Origin of the sequence: Vibrio sp. 1167 (assembly GCF_033340375.1) — a bacterium.
Classification (GTDB): domain Bacteria; phylum Pseudomonadota; class Gammaproteobacteria; order Enterobacterales; family Vibrionaceae; genus Vibrio; species Vibrio alginolyticus.
Window position 1 is genome coordinate 1 of record NZ_JAWOWK010000101.1, and the last position, 1,109, is coordinate 1,109.

At 46.0% G+C, this 1,109-nt stretch carries 1 protein-coding gene; it reads right to left on the reverse strand.

Annotation, left to right across the window (positions count from 1 at the left end):
- Nucleotides 1–150 precede the first annotated feature (150 nt).
- On the reverse strand, nucleotides 151–1,109 hold a 959-nt coding region (locus R7Z78_RS24670), incomplete at its 5' end, for a DNA polymerase (RefSeq protein WP_318117045.1).

Consider the following 1,109-nt stretch of genomic DNA (forward strand, 5'->3'; position numbering starts at 1 on the left):
AGAATTGCAAAGATTTTTTGTAGTTTTTTTTCATGAAAGTTTTATTAAGCAACATTAATTTTCAAACCCAAGTTGCTTTTTTAATGACACAAAAAAGCCAGCGTTTGTGCGCTGGCTCATACTAAATCGACCAAATTGATTTAAAAATGATTAGTGTGCTTGATCCCAGTTGTCACCGTGACCAGCTTCTGCCACCAAAGGCACTTTCAACTCTGCTGCAGATTCCATCAATTTTTGTACTTTACTTTCAATTTCGGACAAAGACGACTCTTCGACTTCAAATACCAGTTCATCGTGTACTTGCATCAAAAGTTTTACGCGACCATTGCCTTCTTCTTGAATCCATTGATCCACTAGCAGCATCGCTTTCTTAATAATGTCAGCTGCAGTGCCTTGCATTGGCGCATTGATCGCCGCTCGTTCTGCTGCTTTACGACGCATACCATTACGCGATTTGATTTCTGGCAGATGCAAACGTCGACCAAAAATGGTTTCGACATAACCTTTATCAGCTGCTGCGCTGCGCGTGTCTTCCATGTACTGCATTACACCTGGGTAACGCTCGAAGTATTTGTCCATGTAAGCTTGCGCTTCACCACGAGGAATGCCCAGCTGTTTTGCCAAGCCGAATGCGCTCATGCCGTAAATCAGACCAAAGTTCACCGCTTTTGCACGGCGACGCTGCTCACTTGATACCTGATCAATAGACACTCCCATGATTTCTGCTGCGGTTGCGGCGTGAATGTCTTTACCGTCACGGAAGGCATCAAGCAGCGCTTGGTCGCCAGAAAGGTGCGCCATAATACGCAGCTCGATTTGCGAGTAGTCGACAGCCAGAACCTTGTAACCAGCAGGAGCAACAAACGCCTGACGAATACGACGACCTTCTTCGTTACGGATTGGAATGTTCTGCAAGTTTGGATCGGTAGACGACAAACGACCTGTCGCAGTCACCGCTTGATGGTAAGAGGTGTGTACACGACCAGTTGAAGGTTTGATCATCTTCGGCAGCTTGTCTGTGTATGTCGACTTCAGCTTCGCTAATCCACGGTATTCTAGGATCAGTTTTGGCAGTGGGTAGTCCAACGCAAGCTCTTGTAACACCTCTT